Here is a 20412-nt window from a genome sequence, read left to right as displayed (position 1 = left end):
GGACGGACCGCGGTCAGCGGTACTTGCCGAGTTCCAGACGCGCAACGACGTTGCGGTGCACCTCATCCGGGCCGTCGGCCAGCCGGAGCGAGCGAGCCCCGACCCACGCTTGCGCGAGCGGGAAGTCGTCAGTCATGCCGGCGCCGCCGTGCAGCTGAATCGCCATGTCGATGACCGAGAGGGCCATGTTGGGCACCTCGACCTTGATCTCGCTGACCGCCGACAACGCCTCCCGCGACATGCCCTGGTCGAGCAGCCAGGCGGCATGATGGACCAGCAGCCGTGAGCGGTTGATCGCGATACGCGCATCGGCGATGCGTTCGCTGTTACCGCCGAGCCGGGCCAGTTGCTTGCCGAACGCCTCTCGCGAGAGTGCCCGCTTCACACCGAGTTCCAGCGCGCGCTCGGCCAGGCCGATGGCGCGCATGCAGTGGTGCACGCGTCCCGGACCGAGCCTGCCCTGGGCGATCTCGAAGGCGCGGCCGGGTCCGAGGAGGATGTTCGACGCCGGGACGCGCACGTCGGTGAACGACACCTCGCCGTGGCCTAACGGCTCGTCGAAATAGCCCATGGTGGTGAGCATCCGGTCGACCTTGACGCCGGGGGTGTCGATCGGGATGAGCACCATGGTGTGCCGCGACTTGCGGTCGGCCTCGGCGTCGGTGACGCCCATGAAGATCAGGACCTTGCAGTCGGGATGCCCGACGCCGGTGGAGAACCATTTGGTGCCGTTGATGACGACGTCGTCGCCGTCGAGGACGGCGGTCGCCGCCATGTTGGTGGCGTCCGACGACGCGACGGCCGGTTCGGTCATGCAGAAGGCGCTGCGGATGTCGGCGCGCAGCAACGGTTCCAGCCAGCGCTCGCGCTGCTCCTCGGAGCCGTAGCGCAGCAGGACCTCCATGTTGCCGGTGTCGGGGGCGTTGCAGTTGAAGATGACCGGCGACAGCGCCGACGATCCCATCGCCTCGGCGATCGGGGCGTAGTCGACGTTCGACAGGCCTTCTCCGCCGTCGGTGCCGAAGTCCGCGGCATAGCGGCCGGCATGCGCGGCCGGCAGGAAGAGGTTCCACAGGCCCTCGGACCGGGCCTTCGCCTGCAGTTCGGCGATGATCGGCGACGGCGTCCAGGGATTGCCGTCCCCGTCGCGTCGCTCCTTGATGTCCCGGTGGATCTCGGGTTCGACGGGTTCGATCTCGTTGGTGACGAACGCCCGCACGCGCTCGGTGAGCTCTGCGGACCGCGGTGACGGAGAGAAATCCATTCCCCGACCGTATCGTGGAGGCCTCTTCTCGGGGGCTAGTTCCAGTACAGCGTCGAGCCCTCCGGGCCGGCCGTGGTGCTCACCAGTTTCGCGAAGCAGTGGTCGGGGTCGAATCCCTGCGTTCGGCACCAATTGTTCGCCTCGACCGGACCCGGGAATGTCGCCGCCGCGACCGTCACCCACCAGTCCTGATAGGAGAACACCGGCCACTCGTCGCTCCACAGCAGGCGAACATCGTTGAAACGCAGCCGAAGTGCCAGGAACTCGTCGAGGATCGCCTGATCATCCCACGTACGGCCATCCGCAACGAGTCCCGGCCGCTTCGAACTCAACTGCGCAACCCACCGATTGTTCAAATTCGCCAGGATGAACGCGCGGTCCGCGTCAGCCTGGACCCGCAGCGCGTTCACGCTGGTCCCGATGATGTTCGTTCCCGCCGGGAACGCTGCCCCTGTGGCCACCGAAGACGCCGACATGCCGGAGGCCGGCACGCTCAGCGACGGCGCCGGGCTCGACGTAGGCCCCTTCTCGCATTCGACGAGATACTGTCCGCCACCGGCACCCAAGCCGCCGGAACCCGTGCCGTTGGACGATGTTTCACCGTTCAGAGTGTCTGGTAGACGGAAGAAACCACCCGGCGGATAGGTCAGTTCCAGGGTGAGCCCCGGACCGTCGTCGGTCGGGATAGCAACCGGAGCACGCTGGAAGTCGAAGTTGCCCGACGCGACGAGACCGTTGCCGTCGGACACAGTGATCCGCGTCTGCGGCCCGTACAGGACATCGCCGCCCGGGCATTTCGCGGTGACCTTCATCGTGACGACGAGACCGCCGGCCGCGGTCCGGAACGTCTGCGGCTCGAAGACCGGCGGCGAACCGCACGGGGTCACGTATTCGGTTCCGCCATTGTCGGAGTCGCTGGATGCTCGGGTGGTACCGGGCACGATCGACCGTGGGCCGGTCGGGGCGAAGGCGGCGATGGTGGTGCTCGTCATTGTCACCAGACGATCGCCGGCGGCGAAGGTGAGCGGTGCCCGTGGCGTCGGCTCCCCGGTGCTCGGCACGTTTCCGAGTGCGGACGCCGGGATCGTCCACGCCGGCGTGCCACTTTCGAGGTCGAGCGCAACAACGCCGCCCTCGATGGTCGGTGCGATCACCCGTTCGCCATCGGTCACGGCATGGGAGGTCGCGCCGTAAGCAGTTCCCGCAGGCGACGTCCACCGAAGTCGGCCCGACTGGGTGTCCATCGCGATGATCTTCCCGTTGTACGACACCACGACCTCGCGGTCATCTGCGACCTCGATGCGAGGGTACGAATACTGCTCGATCCCTTGCATCGACCAGAGCCGTGTTCCGTCGGCAAAGTCCGTGTACGCGTTGTCGATCAGGGCGCGGTCCCGCTGGCCCGTGGTCGCGACGCTCGGTACGGACGCTGTCACGCCGTCGACCTCTTCGGTGGTCCCATCCGGACGGAGATGGATCAACGGCCCGTTCTCGGGCATGCCGTTGATCATGCGGCCGGTTGCGATGAGCAGCGAACCGTCTGGCAACGTGTCCATGCCGGTGCGTCCTGGACTCGAGAGGAGCTCCCGTCCATCGTCCGCGGACACCACGGCGACCACACCGTCTGCGCTGGCGACGAAGTGCTCGGTGGCGATGAATTGCGAACTGTCGCCGCTTGGGAGAGCTTCCGGCAGTGCGACGACGCGTTCCCATTCGGTGCCGCTCGGAGTGATCTTGTGGAACGTCACCGAGCGTCCGACGCCGCCGCCGAAGTTGCGTACGAAGGCGGCCCTGCCGTTGTAGGCGATGCCGAATGCGGATGTCGGCGCCGCAGTGGCCCCGATCTGTTGTCCGGTCCGGGTGTCGATGAAGTACGCCGTCCCGCGACCGAGGCACGCGATGGTGTCGTTGACGATCGACGCCGCGCACGAGTTGACCGGTTCGTCGAAGATCCAGCGTTCGCCCGATTCGACGTTCACGCCCAGCACCCGACGCATCGGACCGTCCGCTGTGCTCGGACCATTGATCAGGGTCACGAACGTGTCGTCGTCGTGCACAGCGCCACCCGTCCGGTACTGGGATTCCTGCGACAACACCGAGACGAATGCGTCACCACCCACTGCCTGCGCGTCGATGGTCCACGCCGCGCCCGGTACCGACGGGAACGATCCGGTGAGCTGGCCGACGACCAGCTCGGCGTCATCGTTCGAGCCCTGCGTCGCCTTCCACCACACCACCCCGCCGACGACGAGCGCCAGCACGCAGACGAGTGCGACACCGGCGATCAGGTACGCCTTGATGTTCGAACGCGGCGGTTGCGGGGGTTGCCAGCCGGGCTGCGGGTAGCCCGGCGCGGGATATCCGGGCGGCGCGCCGGGCGGGCCCATCGGTGGTGCCATCCCGGTCCGAAACGCCGGTGGAACCGTCCCGGGATACGCGCTCGGCCCCGCGGGTGCGACCGTCGGCGGGGCGTCGTATGGCGCGCGACCGAACTGAGTCGCGGTGTACGGATCGGGCTGCGCCAGAATCGAACCGGAGGGAGTCGTCGCATTCGGGTCCTGCGGCGCACTCTTGTCGAGCGAAACCCCGGGAGGACGCTTGTTCAGCGACACCCCGGGCACGACTGTGGGACGAGCCGGCTGGATGGTCGTGGGTGACTCATCGGGCCGCGGGTCGTGATTTCCATCAGACGGTGGCCCCGGATGTGACATACCCCAGTCAAGCCCAGTTCGCGCTCGTCGGACTATCCCCCGCGCGGACGAATCCCCGGGTCAGCCCGCGTCGGCGGCTGGAACGTCTGCACGCCTCCGCGTTTCGTAGCGCACCAACACCCATGTGCAGAGCGCGACCCACAGCACACCGAATATCCAGCCGGACACCACATCCGTCGTCCAGTGCACCGCGAGCTGAATACGGGTGAGTCCCACCAGGATCGACATCAGCGGTGCGAGCAGCAGAATCCATCGGTGGTCGCGCACCCACGCGGAGCAGCGGTAGGCGACGACCGCGAACAGACCGAAGACGACCATCGTCATCATCGCGTGCCCCGACGGGTACGAGAACGAGTCGATGTTCAGCAGCCGGTCCTCGATGGGCGGGCGGTTACGCGCGAACCCGAACTTGAGGCTCTGCATCAGCACGTATCCCAGGATCGTGCCGAGGGCGACGTACACGGCGTCGACGCGGCGTCCGGCGTAGGCCAGGCCGACCACGGCCAGGACGGTCAGGGCGGTGATCACCAGGGTGTTGCCGAAGGTGGTGACCACCTGGGCGACCGTGATCCACGGCTCGGACCGATTCCGGACGACCCAGTCCCACACGTTCTCGTCGAGCGTCGTCGGCGAAATGAACATCCGTTGCCGGCCTTTCTCCACCGCGGTCGCGCCGTCCGCCGCCACCGGTCCCACTTGTCGGCCACCCTATCCGGGCGCTCACAGCCATTTGTCCGACCGACACCGGACCCGCGGTGACCTGCAACAATCCGATGCGCAAGCCGTCCTCAAGTCCGCTGCAAGAGGTCAGACCGACAGTGGTCGTCGACAGCCCAACCCCGACCTTGAAGATGAGGACCCACCCGATGACGACCCATCCCGCCGCCACCGCGTTCCCGATCCAGCTCCGCCTCCCCGGTCAGGCCGCCGCGCCCGAGGGCCCGCTCGACCCGTTCATGATGTACGTCCTCCATCACGCGTTCCGGCGCGACCTCGCCGACTTCGCCGCAGCCGTCCCGCGCACCAAGCTCGAGGACCCCGGTACCTGGCGCGCTCTGGCCGACCGGTGGACGATGTTCGCCACGGCCCTGCACCACCACCACAACGGGGAGGACCTGGAACTGTGGCCGCTGCTCGAAGAACGCTGCGACGAGACCGAGAAGCGAGTGCTCGAGGCGATGGACGCCGAGCATGATCTGATCGACCCGATCCTCGAGGAGTGCACCGCCGGCTTCACCGCGATGGCCGCCCACCCGAACGAGCAGACCCGCGCCGAACTGACCGACGCCCTCGTCCGGGCCCAGCCGATCCTCGGCGATCACCTCGCCCATGAGGAGACCGAGGCCGTCGCCATCGTGCAGCGTCGCATGACCATACACGACTGGGAGGACTTCGAGGCCAAGATGGCCAAGCAGTCAGGTCTCGGTGAAATGCTGAAGATGAGCCCGATGATGGTCAAGGGGCTCTCCGACGCCGAACGCGCAGTCGTCTTCGCCCGCCTGCCCGGAATTCTCAAGCTGCTCATCAAGCTCGGCGGACCGCGCTTCCGCCGGCTCGACGGCCGCGCGTTCTACTACCTGAACCGATGAACGCGTGCTTTCCGGGAGGTCCCAGCCGCCCGCAGGATCACCACCTCGTCTCAGGAGCGCAGGCCGGAAACCGCGCTTCTGAGCGGAGGTCGCGATTCTGCAGCGGGCCCGGGTTCCGCCGAGACGTCACTTCGCGAGCGCGCGCCCGATCACGAGACGCTGGATCTGGTTGGTCCCCTCGAAGATCTGCGTGATCTTGGCCTCGCGCATGTAGCGCTCGACCGGGAAGTCGCGGGTGTAGCCGTAGCCGCCGAAGACCTGCACCGCGTCGGTGGTGACCTTCATGGCCGCGTCGGTCGCGACGAGCTTCGCGGTCGCCGCGGCCCGCGAGTACTCCATGCCCGCATCACGACGACGCGCCGCGTCGAGGTAGGTGGCACGTGCCGAGTCGACGGCAGCAGCCATGTCGGCGAGCACGAACGACAGGCCCTGGTGGTCGATGATCTTGCGGCCGAACGCGGCTCGCTCCTGGGCGTAGTCGACGGCCGCGTCGAGAGCGGCCTGCGCCAGACCGGTCGCGACCGCGGCGATGCCGAGGCGTCCGGAATCCAGTGCGGAGAAAGCGATCTGCAGACCCTGACCCTCGGCGCCGAGGCGGCGACCCTCGTCGATGAAGGCGTTGTCGTACGACGCGCCGGTGGTCGGGACCGCATGCAGACCCATCTTGTCCTCGGGCTTGCCGAATGTCAGACCCTCGGTGTCGCGGGGCACGAACAGGCAGGAGATGCCCTTCGAGCCCTCGCCGGTACGCGCGAAGACGTTGTAGACATCGGCGATGCCGCCGTGGGTGATCCACGCCTTGGAGCCGGTCATGGTGTAACCGCCCTCGGTCGGGGTCGCGCGGCACGCGAGCGCCGCGGCGTCGGACCCGGCCTGCGGTTCGCTCAGGCTGTACGCACCGATCAGCTTGCCGTTCAACAGGTCTGGGAGCCAGCGCTGCTTTTGCTCCTCGGTACCGAAGTTGAACAGCGGGTGGCAGGCGAGGCCGTGAACGCTGACGGCCACCGCGACCGAAGCCCACCGTGCGCCGAGCTCTTCGAGCACCTGCAGGTAGACCTCGTACGGCTGCCCGCCGCCGTCCCACTCGGTCGGGTACGGCAGGCCGAGCAGGCCGGCCTCGCCGAGTTCGGCGAACAGGCCCTCCGGGTACTTCCGCTCCTTCTCGTACTCGCTGGCGATCGGCGCCATCCGCTTGTCGGCGATGTCGCGGACCAGCGCGATCAGGTCGCGAGCCTCGTCGTTGGGGAGCAAGCGGTCGACCGGCATCGGAACCTCCAGGTAGAAGAGCTCAGGTAACTGAACTAGTACTCAAGTCCTCTGCACAGTACTATTTCGGCAGCGGTCAGTACAGCTGACGTGATCGGTGAGGAGTCCTATGGCACGCGAGGGGTTCGCGACGCGGCGTCGTGCCGCCCTGTTCGACGCCCTGCTCGAACTGATCCTGCGCGACGGCTTCGCCCACCTGTCGATCGCCGATCTCGCCGCCGAGCTGCGTTGCTCCAAGTCAACGCTCTACACCCTGGCGGCGAGCAAGGAACAGCTGGTCACCGCCACGGTCACCCACTTCTTCCGCACCGCCACCGAGCAGGTCGAGGCGAGGGTCGAGGCATCGGAGACTCCCCGTGACCGGGTCATCGCCTACCTGGTCGCCGTCGGCGAGGCGCTGTCGCCGGCGTCGGAAGCGTTCATGCGCGACCTCGACGCCTTCACCCCCACCCGCTCGCTCTACGAACTCAACACCGCCGCGGCCGCCACCCGGGTTCAGAAGCTGATCGCCGACGGCGTCGCCGCCGGGGACTTCCGCAACGTCGACGCCGCCTTCGCCGCCGACCTCGCCGCATCGATGATGAGCCGCATCCAACGACGCGAGGTCTGGGCCGCCACCGGACTCGACGACGCCGCCGCATACCGCCAACTCGCGAGCATCCTCACCGCGGGAATCGACGCGGGGTAGGTTTCCCGCCACTGCGACCTACCAGCAGACGCGTCCTGATCTGTCCCGCCTGTCGTGACGGGCGCGCTCCCCATGGCCGCCGCCTGAGGTGACGGGCGCGCTCCCCAAGTCCGCCGCCTGAGGCGACAGGCGCTCCCTCATCGCCGCCGCCTGAGGTGACGCCCCCCAGGGCCGCTGCCTGAGGTGTGAGGAGCGCAAGCGACGAGCCACGAAGGCCTGGTGAGATGATCTCCCGAACCGACACGAAAAGTCGTCCCCCTCAGTGTGGTTCGAGGGCACATTGCCCTCGGCAAATGCTCAGGGGGACGAGTTCTCGCGTGAATCAGACTTCTCTGGAAGCGAATGCCCGCGGTTGGTGCGGAGCGTTGCAAAGTCGCCAGCCCTTCGTGGCTTGTCGCTAACGCTCCTCGCACCTCAGGGAGCAAGTGGTCGTGGCACACTTTGGCCAACTCGCGCGACTTCGACCCGGACTCAGGACACGGAGTGCGCGCGGCGTTCGAGGTGCGTGACCCCGTCCTCGATCCACGAGCGCACTCGGACCTCGCGATGAGAGTCGCCGTCCCGCAGAGTGATCCACAACTCGTCGTGCAACCGCACCTGCCCGCGCGGTACCTCGACCCCGCGTTCGGCGCCGAACCGCACCGCTTCGGGGTGGGCCCAGGTCGCGGCATCACCGGGGTCGCGGACGGTTGCGGTGTACTCCTCGGACGCCAGTGACAGGTCGAGCAGTGTCGCGAGGGTCTCGGCGTCGGTCGCGGTGACCGTCGGTCCGGCGAGAACTGTCTCCCCATCTGACAGAGCCTGCAGGAACCACGCCTGGTCGACGACCACCGCGTTCTCGGTGACGGTACCGGCGATCGTCCGGACCCGTTCGGGGACCTCGACATCCGCCGGATCGATGACACCTCGACGGCAGGCGGCGACAACGGCGGCGTGCACCATCACCGCAGCGCCCGCGGTGATGTCACGGTCGGGATCACCGAGGCGGGTCAGCAGCAGCGCGGCGTCGTCGGCAGTGTCGGGTTCCAGACGGGCGAGCGCTCCTACCAGTGCGTCGGCGTGCGGATGGTCGAGCGGGTCGATGATCCCGGCGAGGATCTCGTCCGACGGTGCGCGGTACTCCCCCAGCAGCAACCCGTCGACCTCGGCGTGCCGTCGCAACCACCAGGCGGTGTACCCGTCGCGGTCGGCGAGCAACGGTGCGATGGCCTCGTCGGTCGCCATCATGGTCAGCGCCTCGGGCCAGGACCGGTCATCGATCAGGTCGAGATCGCGGACCGCCGTGAGTCTTTCGGGGGCGTCGGGCAGGGTGTCCCACCAGTCCTCCTCGTCGGGGAGGTCGTGGTCGGGTCCGACCGGCAGTTCGTCGACGACCGTGAGGAAGCCCCACCCGACACCGAGACGCCGCAACTCGTCTGCGCCACACTCGGACACAACCTCCGCGTCCACGACACCGAACGGATGGTCGTCGACGAGGACGGACAGCAGCGGGCTGTCGGGCAGCAGGAGTTCGTCGGCGGGGCGGAGCTCGCCGTCGGTGTCCAGCAGCGGAAGGGTGGTCAGCCACGGCGGCACGGCCGCATCCGGATCGGCGCGCAGGACCGCACAGATCTCGGCGGCCAACCCGTCGTCGCCGGCCAAGTCATCGCCCACAGCACCGTCGAGGTCGATGTCCTCGATCAGCACGCGCAGCGCCGGGTCTGCCAGCGCGTCGGTGACCGAGAGTTCCTGCACGCCGAGACGTTCCAGGAGCGAATGACGGGCATCGGGATGGACGGTGGGAATCCAGCGCATCGGCGTGGCGATGCGATCACTCACGAACAGGCCACGCACCCCGACCGACATCCGCCCGTCGGACCGCGGGATCGGCAGCGCGCCCAGTTCCTCGACCTCGCGTCCCGTCGACACGAGCGGCGCGAGCGCCTCGTACAGGTCGTGCCACCACGACGGCTCGTGGTGCAGCCCGCCGAGTCGCTCCACCAGCCCCGCCAGCCCGAGTTCCTCGACCCCCAGCCGCCCCAGTGTCGGCAGATGTTGGGCGAGAGATATGTCGGGGTGGACGAGATCGGCGAAGTGTTCGGACAACATCTCGGCCAGGCGATCGGTCAACCCGATGAGGACGACTGCCCGCGAAGGCAGCAACGGCTCGCCGTCCGCACCCGGCAGCCACGCGATGTCGCGGAGTTGCCCGCGCACGGCCTCGATCAGCCTGGCATCGTCACGATTTCGCGCGAGGTGCAGCTCCGGTACGAGCTGTAACCGACGAACCGGGTCGACCAGGAGCAGCAGGTCCACGTAACCAGTTGCGGCATCGCCGATCTCGGCGCCCGGATGGAGGTGCCGGCGGTCCGGGGTGAGCGCGAGGTCGGTGATGCACCGGCACGGCAGGCTCAGTTCGATGTCGGTGGGCGTGGGTGCGCGCAGCACGTCGCGCTCGGGTGCGCGACCACCGTCGGCGTCGACGAGCCAGCGTGTCCCGCCGCGCGTCACCTCCAGCCAGCGCCGAGTCGATGCCGAGCCGGCAGCGTCCACGGACACGGTGACGATCGCGGACGAGGCCTGGTCGTCCTCGACCGCGGGGCCGGCGGACCGCTCGACCGAGACCTCCACACCGTCGACGGTGATCCGTTGCAGCGCGGCGAGTTCCACGACGAGGTCGGGTGCCTGCTCGAGCATCGCCTCGATCAGCGGACCCGCCGGCTCCCGAAGACTCAGGACCACCTCGGTGTCGAATCCGTCTGCGGGCCCGACCTCCGACGGCCACACGAGTCGCAGGACCGGAACGGTGTCACCCGAGAGACCGGCATCTCGAACGGCTTCCACAGTGGCGGCGCGGTCGAAGACGACCGACCCGGTGCGCGAACGGATCTCGACGCGGTCGGCGACTGTCGCGGTGGCGGTGAACCCGACGCCGAATCGTCCGATCTGGCCGTCGGTGGTCGCCTTCGCCGACACACGCAGCGCCGCCAGCGAGCGAACACCCTCGACGCTCAGTGGCTCACCGGTGTTCGCGACATGTAGCTCGTCACCGTCAACCCAGACGGCGAGCTCCCCCGCGATCCCCGCCGCAGCTGCGGCGTCGGCGGCATTGGCGGCGAGTTCGGTGAGCAGCCGGTCGCGGTACCCGACCGTCACCAGGTCCGACTCGGCGGCGGCATCCTCGGCGAGACGCGTCGGCGAGGCCACCCAGGCGTCGAGCGTCGACGACCGCAGTGCGGCGGTGTCAAACGGGTCTGGGCCGAACGGATCGGCGCTCATCGGCGGTGAGGTGTCGTTCAGGAGCGGGCCGGTTCGGCGTCCCGGGTGACCGAGATGACCTCTACGGCGCCGTCGTCGTAGGCATCGTAGGCGGGTGAACCCTCACCCTTGGGCGCCTGGACGTCCGAGTGTGCACCGCAGCCGTACTCGGCGGAGACCACCCGGCCGTCGGCCGCGTATTCGTTCGCGCAGACACCGAATCCGGCGCGCAGCGCACCCGCGAGGGGCACATAGAAACCACAGGTCCAACAGGTGAACGGGGCTGCCTGAGCCATCTCCGACGACGGCCCGAAGTCGCCGTCGTACCAGCGCTGCGCGGCGTCGGCGCGACCGTCGTAGCTCAGCAGTCGACGGCGGCCGAGGCCGATCTCGCCGGCGATCTGTCCGATATCGTCAGGGTCCTCGGACTCGGAGTCGAAGCGGAACTCGTCGCCGGTGTCGATTTGGTTGGGCACCAGACGCGGATCGTCGGGCTCGGCGGCCAGCAGATCGCCGGGCGCGAGGTCGCCGGAGGCGACACGCTCGGCCCAAGGCACCCACGGCGGGGCGAGCAGCGAGCCCTCGCCCGGCAGCAGCACGACCTCACTGAGGGTGATCTCGTCGCTGCCCGGGGCACCGGCCAGCACGACGCACCACTGCCATCCGCGATAGCCTGCGAGCTCGGCGTCGAAGTAATGTGCAGCGGCCCACTCGCCCTCGGCAACGCTGCGCCGATGCGCACCAGGCTGCTGTCCTTCGTCGACCAGCGCGGCTCGTGCGATGTCGACGGCCGCCAGCAGTCGTCCGCCCTCACTTACGTCAGTCACGCATCCAGTGTGCAATATCGCCGACGTGTGCCACACAACGACCCGGTTCAAGCGGCACCGGCCCGAGATGAGGAACAATCGTGGACGTGATCCCACGGAGTTCCCGACACGACGATGGGCGCGGGGCCCCCAGGGGTCCGGCGAGCCAACATCCTCGCCCGCCGACAGACGATCGCGGCCGGCGCGCCGCGCAGCACCCCGGGTCGGCCAACTACCCGGCCGACGAGACCCGTCAGATGCGCGGCCGTCGGCCCGCACCGGGCTGGGGACCGCCGCCCGGGCCGGGTCCCGGCCGCAACGCCTACCTGCCCCCGCCCACCCACAATCCCCATCTGCCGCCGCTCGACGACCGCGGGCAACCGCAGTACGACGAGTCGGCGACCCGCGCGATGCCGGCCGATCACGGGCCGCGAACGCCCAAGAAGCTCACCGTGATGCGTGTCGCCGCGATGCGCAGCCGGGAGCTGACGGGCAAGGGCATCGGCAAGATCCACCGGGCCGCGACCGCCGACGGCGCCGACCAGTCCGGCCTCACCGCGCTCACCCTGCCGGTGATCGCGAACTTCGCCGCCGACGCCGCGATGGCCGTCGCGCTGGCCAACACCCTGTTCTTCGCGGCCGCGACGGGTGAATCCAAGACCAATGTCGCGCTGTACCTGGCGCTGACGATCGCGCCGTTCGCACTCATCGCTCCCCTGATCGGCCCACTCCTCGACCGGCTCCAGCGCGGTCGTCGTATCGCGATGGCCGCGACCTTCGGTCTGCGTGTCATCCTGGCGCTGCTGATCATGGCGAACGTCCAATGGAACGACGCCACGCAACAACTCGAGTACGACCCGTGGGTGCTCTATCCCTGCGCCTTGGGCCTGCTGGTGCTGTCGAAGTCCTTCGGCGTGCTCAAATCGGCGGTCACGCCGCGTGTGGTGCCCCCGACCATCGACCTGCCGCGGGTGAACTCCCGCCTGACCACCTTCGGTCTGATCGGCGGCACGATCGTCGGCGGCGCGGTGGCCGCGCTGATCGAGATGCTGCTCGGCAAGCTGCTGCCGCTGCACCTGCCGGGAGCCATGGTGTGGCTGGCGATCGTCGCCGCGGCCGGCGCCTACCTGTGTATGCGCATCCCGTCGTGGGTCGAGTCGACCGAGGGCGAGATCCCCACGACCCTGACCTACCACGGCGAGCCCGCCCGATCGAGCGCGCCCGAACACGAACCGACCAGTGCCCGCGAGGGCGCCAAGATGCTCGCCGCCAAGATGCGTCAGCCGCTCGGCCGCACGGTCGTGGCCGGCCTGTGGGGCAACGGCACCATCCGCATCCTCACCGGCTTCCTGACGCTGTTCGTGGCCTTCTATGCCAAGGCGCAGCAGGGCGACGCGTCGGACTGGACGCAGCTGCTGCTGCTCGGCGCGGTCGGTGCCGCGGCCGGTATCGGCAACATGATCGGCAACGGCGTCGGCACCCGGCTGGAGCTGAAGAACCCGCCCGGCATCATCGTCTGGGCCACCGCGGCCTGCTTCGCCGTCGCGGTCCTCGCGGCGATCTTCGGCAACATCCTCTTCGCAGCGGTCGCCGCCCTGGTCGCGTCGGGCACCAGCGCGATCGGCAAGGTGTGCCTCGACTCGTCGATCCAGGACGATCTGCCCGACGAATCGCGCGCCTCGGCCTTCGGTCGTTCGGAGACGGTCCTGCAGCTGTCGTGGGTCTTCGGCGCCTCGCTCGGTGTGCTGCTGCCCCCGACCCTGTGGATCGGCTTCACCGTCGTCGCCGTGCTGCTCGGGCTGGGCCTGGTCCAGACCGTGATGACGACCCGCGGGTCGTCGCTGGTGCCGGGCCTGGGCGGTCGGCGCCCCGACCACGCCGCACCGACCGTCGCCTTCCGGGCCGCCGGCTCGGACGATGCACGCCGGACCGGCCCGGGATCGGCACCGACCCGGGCGCATACCCAGCGGCCGACGACCACGCGGATGCCGTCGACAGCACCGTTCCCGAACTCCGGTGACCGGACACCCGGTGACCGCCCCGCCCCCGACCAGACAGGACATCGCCGACCGTGATCAGCAGTGGTGAGAAGAAAGCTCTTTCGATCATCGCGATCGTCGTGGTGGCGTTCGTCGCGGTCGTCGGCGTCTCGGTGTTCCTGCTGACCCGCAACTCCACGCACGACGACCGGCCGTACGTCCACATCGCCGTCGGCAAGAACCTCTACACCGTCGAGCCGGTGCGGTGGTGCGACCTGATGCTCGACGAATGCGACCCGCCGCTCGGCACGTCGCAGCGCGAGGCACCCCGGGTTCCGGTGGCGGTCGGCGACACGGTGATGCTGTCGGTCTCCGGCGACATCGCGAAGGGCCCATGGAACCTCGCGGCCGTCTACTGGACACCGAAGGGGCTCGTCGAGGACGAGCAGCCCCAGGCGTCGGGTGAGACCTACACGGTCACGCTGAAGACGGCACCCGAATACGTCCTGCTGGGCGTCACCGTCTACCCGGCGTCGGCCCGGCTGACGCCGAACGACGAGATCATCCCGCGCGGCGTGCTGGCAGCGCAGACCGCGCCGGAGAACTTCCTGCAATACCTCGGCTGACGCGCGACATCGGGCTCAGTGCTCGACGAACGGCACTCAGCTCTCGAGTTCGCGAGCGACCGCGCGGACGACCTCGGAGATGCGCTGCGCGGTCTTGCGGTCGGGGTAGCGCCCCTTGCGCAGATCCGGCTGCACCTTGCCCTCGAGCAGGGTGATCAGATCTGCGACCATGCCGTGCAGCTCGTCGGGGGTGTGTCGCTTGGTGTCCTTGCGGGCGGCCTCGCGCACGTTCTTCGACACGCTCGGCGCAGGATCGAGAACCTTCACGCTCAGTGCCTGCGGCCCGCGGCGACCGGCAGCCATGCCGAACTCCACGCGCTGCCCCGGCTTGAGGGCCTCCACCCCGTCGGGCAGGGCGGACGAACGGACGTAGACGTCCTCACCGCTCTCCTGAGCGAGGAAGCCGAAGCCCTTGTCCGCGTCGTACCACTTCACCTTGCCGGTCGGCACTGTGCTCACCCTCATCTGTACGTCGTAGATCTCTTGCGGATCTGCCTGTCACAACAAAAGACGCCGTCACCCATCACACGACCCACGGCGGAAAGTCCGTATGGGCCCAGACGGATGCAAGGCGCCTGCTGCGCCCCATGGTAGCCAACACCCCACCCCGCGGTCACACCATTACCTCTGCCCTACCGGTCAGCCCCTCGCGCGGCGCCGCACTCCCGGAGTGTGCATTACCGTGGACGGCATGCAGAAGACGACGTCCCCGCGGTTGCTGCAGGCAGCCATGGTGATCTTCGCGATCGGAATCATCGCCCTCGTGGCCCTGTTCGTGACCCCGCTCGTCACCGACGGCGAGACCGCACCGACCTTCGTCTACCTGTTGACCATGTGCGCACCCCTGGGTTTTCTCCTCGGCCTGGTGTACGCACTCCGTGCCGGACGCCGAGCCAGGTGAGGACCGTGACCGCGACCATCGACACCACCCCAGAACTTGCCCCCGTCTCCGACGCCAAGGCCCTCCGGGCAGCGTTCAGCTGCTTCCCCAGCGGCGTCGTCGCGGTGTGTTGCCTTCAGGGCGAGGGAGATTCGACCACGCTGATCGGAATGGCGGCGAGCTCCTTCACCACCGTCTCCCTCGACCCACCACTGGTGTCGGTGTGCGTACAGAACACGTCGACGACGTGGCCGCAGATCCGTACCGCACCGGCCATCGGCGTGAGCGTCTTCGCCGGCGACCAGACCGATGTCTGCAAGCAGCTCGCCGGGCCGTCGGAGCGCCGGTTCGACGGCATCACGCCGCTGCGTACCGATGCCGGGGCGGTTTTCGTCCCCGACGCCGCTGCCCATCTGTCGTGCACCATCCACAACGAGATCCAGGCCGGTGACCACACCGTCGTGCTGCTGGAGATCGACACCCTGCGCGCCGACCCCGAGGTCGAGCCGCTGGTGTTCCACGCCAGCACCTTCCGTGCGCTCGAGGCCCGCAAGGACCCGAACGCGACGTGATCTGCAGGACAGCATGAGCACGGTCGGACTCGGAATCCCCACGCCACGGTCGATGACGGCCGGGGCCCCATCCGACGTGCCCACGCAGGGGCCCCTGCGCGACACGTTCGGGCGGGTGGCGAAGGACCTGCGGGTCTCGGTGACCGACCGGTGCAATCTGCGCTGTACCTACTGCATGCCGGCCGATGGACTCGACTGGATGCCGAACGACGCGGTGCTCAGCGCCGACGAGCTGATCCGCGTGCTCACGGTCGCAGTCCGGGACCTGGGGATCGAACGCATCCGCTTCACCGGCGGTGAGCCCCTGCTGCGTCGCGACCTCGAGCAGGTCATCGGCGCAGTGTCGGCGCTGCCCCAGCGTCCCGAGATCGCGATGACCACCAACGGGCTGGGCCTCACGCGGCGGATCGACGGACTGGTCGCCGCCGGGCTCAGCCGCATCAACATCTCGCTCGACACCGTCGACCGCGAACGATTCGCCGAGATCACCCGCCGCGACCGGCTCGACGACGTGCTGGCCGGTCTCGCCGCCGCCAAGCGCGCGGGTCTCGACCCGGTCAAGGTCAACGCCGTGATACCCGACCGTGCCGACCTCGACGCGATCCCCGATCTGCTCGCCTACTGCCTGGAACACGGCTACGAGCTGCGCATCATCGAACAGATGCCCCTCGACGCCGACCACGCCTGGCAGCGAAACCGGATGGTGACCGCCGACGAGATCCTCGCGACGCTGCGCACAAGGTTCGACCTGCTGCCCGATCCGGCGCCGCGCGGCAGCGCCCCGGCGGCCACCTGGATCGTCGACGGTCATCGGACCTCGCGGGGCCCGGCCAAGGTCGGGGTGATCGCCTCGGTGACCCGTCCGTTCTGCAGCGACTGCGACCGCACCCGACTCACCGCAGACGGGTCGCTGCGCAACTGCCTGTTCGCCTCGTCGGAGACCGATCTGCGTGCCGTGCTGCGCACGCTGCCCGACGACGAGGTCGACGCCGCCGTCGCCGCCCTGTGGCGCTCCGACATGTGGCAGAAGGCTCCCGGACACGAGGTGAACGCGGCCGGCTTCGTCCAGCCGACGCGGCCGATGTCCGCCATCGGCGGATAGGCTCGGCCCCGATGAACCTCACCGTCCGCTTCTTCGCCGCTGCCCGGGCAGCCGCCGGTACCGACTCGCGTGTCGTCGACATCGACCCCGCGACCACCCTCGGCGACCTCGAGTCGACGCTGTCCGCCGGCAACGCCGAACTCGCAAAGGTGCTGGAGCGCTGCTCTTATCTCCGCGACGAGATCGCCTTCACTGACCGTTCACTCCCGCTCGGCACCTGCTCGACACTCGACGTCCTTCCCCCGTTCGCAGGTGGCTGACACCACAACCGCCTTGTGACCTTAGTCACATAACGGAGCGGTAACGAGATGGCCACGGGAGCGCATCCGGCCCGATGAACTGCGGTGACGCCGAAAGTTGGTCGCGAGACCAGGTTCTGAGCAAAAAATAAGTTGCGTACAAGCAGGTGAATCGGCCGATCGAACGACGTACTGTACGAAGCGACCTTCTCGAAGGTCACGGTAAGGAAACAGAACATACGTCCCGCCGGCCGCGCCGAGCCTCGCTCCGCCGGAGGGTACGACCGCACGAAATCTAGGAGCGAGGACGGGGGACCCAACCTCATCCCCTGAGACCGGGCACCACACCAGGTGTCCTCGGGGTTAAGTCCCAGGCGCAGAACCGTGATTAACAATCTCGGTGACGCACTGGGGCCGAGCAACCTCTCGCTCGAACCCGACAGCTGACTTCGTAGGCGCGTGGAGAGAGGAATCGATCTATGTCCGGACGTCATCGCAAGCAGACGACCAGCTCGACCACCAAGACCTTCACCAAGGTCGCCCTCACCGGCGCCGTTCTCGGTGGCGGAGCCGCCCTCCTGGGCACCGGTACCGCGAACGCCGCAACCGATGCCGAATGGAACCAGGTCGCCCAGTGCGAGTCCGGCGGTAACTGGGCCATCAACACCGGCAACGGCTACCACGGCGGCCTGCAGTTCTCGCCGAGCACCTGGAGCGGACACGGCGGCGGCGAGTTCGCCCCGACCGCCGAGCAGGCCACCCGCGAGGAGCAGATCGTCGTCGCCGAGCGCGTGCTCGCCTCGCAGGGCAAGGGCGCATGGCCCACCTGTGGCGTCGGCCTGTCGGGCCACACCCCGCGCACCGCGCCGAGCGATGTTCCGGCTCCGATCGTGAAGAAGCTCCAGGACGGCAACGGCAGCTTCAGCCTCGTCAAGGCTCCTGATGCCAAGACCACCGACGACGTCGCCAAGCAGGTCACCTCGGTTCTCACCGACGCCGGTGTGAGCCCCGAGGTCGAGAACCTCTGGAACGCGGCCAAGAACAGCGGTGTCTCGCTGAGCCCCGATCAGATCAAGCTGTTCAACGACAACAAGCACCTGCTGCCCAACCCCTGACGAGTAGCAGCCCTAACCTGTAGCAGCTCGGACACAATCCGCAGCGCACAGAGGGACCCAGACGAAGGGCCCCGCACGATGACTGATCCGTGCGGGGCCCTTTTCCAATTCTCAGGTGGCCTCCGACAGCCCGGCGGCGTCGGAACCCAGGACCTGCAATAGGGCGAGCGCTTCGGCGTCTGCCGAACCCGCCGGCGCGCTGTAGAGCACCAGATGCTGATCCCGCTCGGCGAGTTCCAGCGAATCGCAGTCGACCGTGATCTCTCCGACGACCGGATGCCGCAGGGTTTTCCGGAGCGTCGGTGCGGCAGCGACGTCGTGCTGGTCCCACAGCCGGGCGAACTGTGCGCTGCCTTCCCGGAGGTCCTCGACGAGACCGACGACCGCCGGGTCCGAGGGATAGCGGGTCGCCGCCAGCTGCAACCTCGCGACGACGTGGTGGCGGAACTCCGCGCCGTCGGAGATACCGTACAGCGGCGCGGCGTCGTCGGTGAGGAACGCGCGGCGCGCGAGGTTGCGATCGGCCGGGCCGAGTTCGCCGAAGTCCTCCAGAAGCGCCGCCGCCAGATCGTTCCACGCGAGCACCTCGAAGATCGCCGACATCACGAAACCCGCGGTCTGCGGCATGCGGTTCAGGAGGGCGACGATGCTCGGCCGCACGTCCCGCCGGTGGAGGGAGTTTCGCAGTGGTGCCGTTCCGGCGAGCATGTGCAGATGGTCGGACTCTTCATCGGTGAGCAGCAGCGCTCCGGCGATGCCGACGAGGACCTCCGCGGACGGCCGGGGCGCGCGGCCCTGCTCGAGCCGCACGTAGTACTCGGTCGAGATGTGTGCGAGCACCGCGACCTCCTCCCGTCTCAGACCAGGGGTTCCACGCCGGGTGCCGGCCGGCAGACCGACGTCCTCCGGCTGCAAACGCTCACGTCGACTCCGCAGGAAAGAGGCGAGCCCGTGCTTGTCCATACCTCGAGTGTGCGTCCGATCGGCCGGCGGAGAGTAGTACTGCCTGTGCCTGAATGAGCTCGCCCGTCGCGGCCACGCTGAATTCCATGAACCAGAACACCGAAATCCGGTCCACCCCGTCCATCGGCCTGCTCACCGGCAAGGTCATCTTCATCAGCGGCGCCAGCCGCGGAATCGGCGCCGCCGCGGCCCATCTGTTCGCCCACGAGGGCGCCTCGGTGGTGCTCGGCGCGCGCGGCATCGATGCCCTCGAGCGGATCGTCGACGACATCCGGTCGACCGGCGGCACCGCCGACGCGGTGGCCCTCGACCTGGCCGACGATGCCGGTGTCCACGCCGCGATCGCGCGTGCCGAGGAGCTGCACGGCCGCCTCGACGGCGCGTTCAACAACGGCGCCGTCGTCCAGGAGGCACCCGGTCCGCTGCAGGACACCACGGCCGCCGACATCGACCGGCAGTTCGCGGTGAACTTCCGAGCGCACTGGATCGCGATGAATGCCGAAGCCGAGCTGATGCGGCGCAATGGCGGCGGCGCGATCGTGAACACCTCGAGCATCGGCTCGCGACGCGCCAACCCCGACCTTCCCGCCTACGGCGCGATGAAGCGCGCACTGAACAGCATCACCGAGACCGCGGCCGTCAGCTGGGCACGCGACGGCATCCGCGTCAACGGGCTCACACCCGGTGGCACCGCCACCGAGATGATCGACGAGTGGGAGGCGGCCAGCCCGGGAGTCTCCCGATGGATCAGCGAGTCCACTCCCCTCGGCCGGATGGCCGAACCGCGCGAGATCGCCGAGGTCGCCGCGTTCCTGCTCAGCGACCGCTCCTCATTCGTCACGGGCGCGATCGTGCCCGTCGACGGTGGTGCCGGGGCCTAGGCCCTTCGCTCCCTGAGGTGTGAGGAGCGCAGCGACGAGCCTCGACGGTTAAGCCGAGTTGATCCACTCCTCGGTGCCGTCGTCGTAGTACTGGTGCTTCCACACCGGGATACGCGCCTTGACCTCGTCGACGAGCCGGGCGCAGGTCTCGAAGGCGGCGCGGCGGTGGTCGGCGGCCACGGCGACCACGAAGGCGACGTCGCCGATCTCGAGGTCGCCGACGCGGTGCGAGACAGCGACCGCGCGGACACCCTCGACCGCCGACACCTCTTCGACGACCTCGGCGAGCACCTTCGGCGCCGTCGGATGGGCGGAGTAGGCCAGTTCGGCGACGGTCCGGCCGCCGTCGTGGTCGCGGACCGCCCCGACGAAGCCGACGATCGCACCGGCCTTGCCGTCCGAGGCGTCGGCGACCATCGCCTCGTGGTCGGCGAGCCCGATGGGCTGGTCCGACACCGCGGTGTGTACGACTACGGTCATTGGTCAATCCTGTC

The 20412-nt window shown here is 68.6% G+C and carries 19 protein-coding genes and 1 riboswitch; of the genes, 10 read left to right on the top strand and 9 right to left on the bottom strand.

From position 1 onward, the window contains the following. Positions 1–13 precede the first annotated feature (13 nt). Genes LQD00_RS11275 through LQD00_RS11265 form a run of 3 tightly spaced genes read right to left on the bottom strand, consistent with a single transcriptional unit; the run spans position 14 to position 4617 of the window. Positions 14–1264 carry an acyl-CoA dehydrogenase family protein gene (locus LQD00_RS11275; protein ID WP_232717264.1) on the bottom strand — a complete coding sequence of 417 codons (1251 nt, stop codon included), beginning with the start codon at positions 1262–1264 and terminating at the stop codon, positions 14–16. Between the two features lie 35 nt (positions 1265–1299). After that, positions 1300–3975, bottom strand: a complete 2676-nt coding sequence (locus LQD00_RS11270; protein ID WP_406567007.1) for an outer membrane protein assembly factor BamB family protein — start codon at positions 3973–3975, stop codon at positions 1300–1302. A gap of 60 nt (positions 3976–4035) precedes the next feature. Next, positions 4036–4617 carry a phosphatase PAP2 family protein gene (locus LQD00_RS11265; protein WP_232717295.1) on the bottom strand — a complete coding sequence of 194 codons (582 nt, stop codon included), beginning with the start codon at positions 4615–4617 and terminating at the stop codon, positions 4036–4038. A 224-nt stretch (positions 4618–4841) separates the two neighbouring features. On the opposite strand from LQD00_RS11265, the gene LQD00_RS11260 reads away from it, so the two are divergent. Continuing rightward, positions 4842–5564 carry a hemerythrin domain-containing protein gene (locus tag LQD00_RS11260; RefSeq protein WP_232717260.1) on the top strand — a complete coding sequence of 241 codons (723 nt, stop codon included), beginning with the start codon at positions 4842–4844 and terminating at the stop codon, positions 5562–5564. A 126-nt stretch (positions 5565–5690) separates the two neighbouring features. On the opposite strand, the gene LQD00_RS11255 is transcribed toward LQD00_RS11260, so the two are convergent. After that, positions 5691–6830, bottom strand: coding sequence for an acyl-CoA dehydrogenase family protein (locus LQD00_RS11255; protein WP_232717259.1), 1140 nt, complete (start codon positions 6828–6830; stop codon positions 5691–5693). 109 nt (positions 6831–6939) lie between these two features. Between LQD00_RS11255 and LQD00_RS11250 the strand changes: the two genes are divergently transcribed. After that, a complete protein-coding gene (locus LQD00_RS11250; protein WP_232717257.1) occupies positions 6940–7518 on the top strand; it encodes a TetR/AcrR family transcriptional regulator in 579 nt (192 codons plus the stop codon). Positions 7519–7989: 471 nt separating this feature from the next. On the opposite strand, the gene LQD00_RS11245 is transcribed toward LQD00_RS11250, so the two are convergent. Together LQD00_RS11245 and LQD00_RS11240 are read right to left on the bottom strand one after the other, a co-directional pair. Continuing rightward, complete coding sequence (locus LQD00_RS11245) at positions 7990–10776, bottom strand: sacsin N-terminal ATP-binding-like domain-containing protein (RefSeq protein WP_232717255.1); 2787 nt, start codon at positions 10774–10776, stop codon at positions 7990–7992. A 17-nt stretch (positions 10777–10793) separates the two neighbouring features. Beyond that, entirely contained in the window at positions 10794–11582 is a 789-nt protein-coding gene (locus LQD00_RS11240) for a DUF3027 domain-containing protein (protein WP_232717254.1), read from the bottom strand. A gap of 86 nt (positions 11583–11668) precedes the next feature. Here LQD00_RS11240 and LQD00_RS11235 point away from each other — a divergent pair, with 86 nt between their 5' ends. Further along, positions 11669–13636 (top strand): MFS transporter, encoded by a 1968-nt coding sequence (locus LQD00_RS11235; RefSeq protein ID WP_406567006.1) that lies wholly within the window; start codon positions 11669–11671, stop codon positions 13634–13636. Further along, on the top strand, positions 13633–14166 hold the full coding sequence (locus tag LQD00_RS11230) for a DUF2771 family protein (RefSeq protein WP_232717252.1): 534 nt from the start codon (positions 13633–13635) through the stop codon (positions 14164–14166). Before LQD00_RS11235 ends, LQD00_RS11230 begins: the two co-directional genes overlap by 4 nt. 36 nt (positions 14167–14202) lie before the next feature. Here the strand turns inward: LQD00_RS11230 and LQD00_RS11225 are convergent, their stop codons facing one another. After that, complete coding sequence (locus LQD00_RS11225) at positions 14203–14616, bottom strand: cold-shock protein (RefSeq protein WP_204718563.1); 414 nt, start codon at positions 14614–14616, stop codon at positions 14203–14205. Positions 14617–14857: 241 nt separating this feature from the next. Between LQD00_RS11225 and LQD00_RS11220 the strand changes: the two genes are divergently transcribed. From LQD00_RS11220 to LQD00_RS11200, 5 genes are all read left to right on the top strand, one after another. Next, complete coding sequence (locus tag LQD00_RS11220) at positions 14858–15067, top strand: hypothetical protein (RefSeq protein ID WP_232717250.1); 210 nt, start codon at positions 14858–14860, stop codon at positions 15065–15067. Positions 15068–15072: 5 nt separating this feature from the next. Next, a complete protein-coding gene (locus LQD00_RS11215; protein WP_232717248.1) occupies positions 15073–15618 on the top strand; it encodes a flavin reductase family protein in 546 nt (181 codons plus the stop codon). Positions 15619–15631: 13 nt separating this feature from the next. After that, complete coding sequence (moaA, locus tag LQD00_RS11210; RefSeq protein WP_232717247.1) at positions 15632–16720, top strand: GTP 3',8-cyclase MoaA; 1089 nt, start codon at positions 15632–15634, stop codon at positions 16718–16720. An 11-nt stretch (positions 16721–16731) separates the two neighbouring features. Next, positions 16732–16980 (top strand): MoaD/ThiS family protein, encoded by a 249-nt coding sequence (locus tag LQD00_RS11205; protein WP_232717245.1) that lies wholly within the window; start codon positions 16732–16734, stop codon positions 16978–16980. 254 nt (positions 16981–17234) lie between these two features. Then, positions 17235–17433: riboswitch (cyclic di-AMP (ydaO/yuaA leader) on the top strand. A gap of 5 nt (positions 17434–17438) precedes the next feature. Further along, positions 17439–18074, top strand: coding sequence for a transglycosylase family protein (locus LQD00_RS11200; RefSeq protein ID WP_232717244.1), 636 nt, complete (start codon positions 17439–17441; stop codon positions 18072–18074). 111 nt (positions 18075–18185) lie between these two features. Here the strand turns inward: LQD00_RS11200 and LQD00_RS11195 are convergent, their stop codons facing one another. Next, on the bottom strand, positions 18186–19037 hold the full coding sequence (locus LQD00_RS11195; RefSeq protein ID WP_232717241.1) for a helix-turn-helix transcriptional regulator: 852 nt from the start codon (positions 19035–19037) through the stop codon (positions 18186–18188). 86 nt (positions 19038–19123) lie between these two features. Between LQD00_RS11195 and LQD00_RS11190 the strand changes: the two genes are divergently transcribed. Continuing rightward, positions 19124–19918, top strand: coding sequence for an SDR family NAD(P)-dependent oxidoreductase (locus LQD00_RS11190; protein WP_232717239.1), 795 nt, complete (start codon positions 19124–19126; stop codon positions 19916–19918). Positions 19919–19966: 48 nt separating this feature from the next. Here the strand turns inward: LQD00_RS11190 and LQD00_RS11185 are convergent, their stop codons facing one another. After that, the gene (locus LQD00_RS11185) at positions 19967–20398 is read right to left on the bottom strand and encodes a molybdenum cofactor biosynthesis protein MoaE (RefSeq protein ID WP_006868179.1); all 432 of its coding nucleotides are present in this window, start codon (positions 20396–20398) and stop codon (positions 19967–19969) included. Positions 20399–20412 lie beyond the last annotated feature (14 nt).

It is taken from the genome of Gordonia metallireducens (assembly GCF_021245825.1).
Taxonomy (GTDB): Bacteria; Actinomycetota; Actinomycetes; order Mycobacteriales; family Mycobacteriaceae; genus Gordonia; species Gordonia namibiensis.
This window is presented reverse-complemented; position numbering and strand designations above follow the sequence as displayed.

Excerpts from the sequence above, each read along its gene's own strand:
- LQD00_RS11205 (WP_232717245.1), top strand. The coding sequence starts at position 16,732 with ATGAACCTCACCGTCCGCTTCTTCGCCGCTGCCCGGGCAGCCGCCGGT.
- LQD00_RS11260 (WP_232717260.1), top strand. The coding sequence starts at position 4,842 with ATGACGACCCATCCCGCCGCCACCGCGTTCCCGATCCAGCTCCGCCTC.
- LQD00_RS11245 (WP_232717255.1), bottom strand. The coding sequence starts at position 10,776 with ATGAGCGCCGATCCGTTCGGCCCAGACCCGTTTGACACCGCCGCACTG.
- LQD00_RS11275 (WP_232717264.1), bottom strand. The coding sequence starts at position 1,264 with ATGGATTTCTCTCCGTCACCGCGGTCCGCAGAGCTCACCGAGCGCGTG.
- LQD00_RS11250 (WP_232717257.1), top strand. The coding sequence starts at position 6,940 with ATGGCACGCGAGGGGTTCGCGACGCGGCGTCGTGCCGCCCTGTTCGAC.
- LQD00_RS11220 (WP_232717250.1), top strand. The coding sequence starts at position 14,858 with ATGCAGAAGACGACGTCCCCGCGGTTGCTGCAGGCAGCCATGGTGATC.
- LQD00_RS11255 (WP_232717259.1), bottom strand. The coding sequence starts at position 6,830 with ATGCCGGTCGACCGCTTGCTCCCCAACGACGAGGCTCGCGACCTGATC.
- moaA (WP_232717247.1), top strand. The coding sequence starts at position 15,632 with ATGAGCACGGTCGGACTCGGAATCCCCACGCCACGGTCGATGACGGCC.
- LQD00_RS11200 (WP_232717244.1), top strand. The coding sequence starts at position 17,439 with ATGTCCGGACGTCATCGCAAGCAGACGACCAGCTCGACCACCAAGACC.
- LQD00_RS11190 (WP_232717239.1), top strand. The coding sequence starts at position 19,124 with ATGAACCAGAACACCGAAATCCGGTCCACCCCGTCCATCGGCCTGCTC.
- LQD00_RS11270 (WP_406567007.1), bottom strand. The coding sequence starts at position 3,975 with ATGTCACATCCGGGGCCACCGTCTGATGGAAATCACGACCCGCGGCCC.
- LQD00_RS11265 (WP_232717295.1), bottom strand. The coding sequence starts at position 4,617 with ATGTTCATTTCGCCGACGACGCTCGACGAGAACGTGTGGGACTGGGTC.
- LQD00_RS11195 (WP_232717241.1), bottom strand. The coding sequence starts at position 19,037 with ATGGACAAGCACGGGCTCGCCTCTTTCCTGCGGAGTCGACGTGAGCGT.
- LQD00_RS11185 (WP_006868179.1), bottom strand. The coding sequence starts at position 20,398 with ATGACCGTAGTCGTACACACCGCGGTGTCGGACCAGCCCATCGGGCTC.